We start from the raw sequence: 1,351 nt of genomic DNA on the forward strand, positions 1-1,351 counted from the left end.
CTGCTGCGGTGGCTGCTGCGGTGGCTGCTGCGGTGGCTGCTGCGGTGGCTGCTGCGCCCACGGCGGCGGGCCGGGGTGCGGCTGCGGGTAGCCCTGCTGCCCGGGGTGCTGCCCGGGGTGCTGCCCGGGGTGCTGCCCGGGGTGCTGCCCGGGGTGCTGGGGCGGCGGCCAACCACCACCGGCGGGGGGCCCTGTCGTCATGGCGGAACTCCTTCCGCGCGTCCGGGGCACCCGGACCCGATGCCGCGACCGTAGGCAGACCGCCCCGCGACCGGCAAGGCGAGCGCTCACCCCCGGTGCCGGGCTGTCAGCGTGCGGTGACGCTCACCCGGCGGTTGCGCGCCGCCGCCGCGGGGATCAGCTCCCCGTCGGCGCCGCGGTCGGCGACCAGGGGCTCGGCCGGCCCGACACCGCGCACCTCCACCGCCGGGACCGGCCCCTCCCACGCCTGCGCCCGCAGCAGCCCGGCCACCGCCTGCGCCCGCCGCAGCGACAGGTCCGCGCACACCTGCGGGTCCACCGGGCAGGCGGAGTCGGTGTGCCCCACGACCTCCAGGGACCGCGCCCCCCGCAGGTCGGCGGCCACCGCGGCCAGCACGGCGGCGGCGTCGGGGGACAGCTCCGCCGAGCCGAAGGCGAACAGCAGCTCCGCCGGCACGTCGGTGCGGGTGGCGCCGTCGGGCAGCTGCACCGTCGCCGGCTCCGGCCACGGCACCCGCCCGTCCTCGGGGGCCGCGGCGAGGCCGGCGGCGTCGGCGAGACGCCCGACCGCGTCGTCGCGCCGGCAGGTGGCGCCGCTGCGCTCGCACAGCGCCACGACGACGTCGGCCACCCAGGTGCGCGCGGTCTGCGACAGCGGGGGAGACGTCTCGCCCAGGCCGTAGAAGGTCAGGGTCCGCCCCGCGCCCTGCGGCAGCTCCGCCGCGGGAACGGCCTCGGCGACGGCCTCGGCGTCCACCGCCAGCACCGGCAACCGGGTCATGTCCAGGACGCCGGCGGTGGAGATCCCGTTGCTGAGCACGAGCGCCGTGCCCTCGGCCGGTGTGCGGCGGGCGACCTCCTGCAGCGCGCGCAGCTGGTCGCTTCCCGTGGCGGTGGGCGTCGCCCGGGCGAACTGCTGCTCCAGGCACGCCGGCGCCAGGGAGCTGATCCGCCGGGCGCGGGCGCTGCCGGCGGAGGGGTCGGCCAGCGAGGCCCGGTCCAGGACGACGACCGGTGCGGCGCCGGCGCCGTTGACGCCCAGCAGCGTGACGGTGCCGCCCGCGCCGGAGGTCTGCCGCACCAGCTCCGCCGCGGCCGGTGGCAGGCCGGGCAGCGGGGAGTCGGAGGTGGCGTCGACGAGGACGAGGGG

Annotated in this window: 2 protein-coding genes; both read right to left on the bottom strand. The window is 79.6% G+C overall.

Features of this window, described 5'->3' with window-relative positions:
• The coding region (locus ABEB16_RS22225; RefSeq protein ID WP_345714331.1) for a hypothetical protein at window positions 1-201 on the bottom strand (201 nt) is incomplete at its 3' end.
• A 106-nt stretch (window positions 202-307) separates the two neighbouring features.
• A partial coding sequence (locus ABEB16_RS22230) for an OmpA family protein (protein WP_345714332.1) occupies window positions 308-1,351 on the bottom strand: 1,044 nt, incomplete at its 5' end.

Source organism: Kineococcus glutinatus (assembly GCF_039542765.1).
In the GTDB taxonomy this organism is placed as follows: Bacteria; Actinomycetota; Actinomycetes; order Actinomycetales; family Kineococcaceae; genus Kineococcus_A; species Kineococcus_A glutinatus.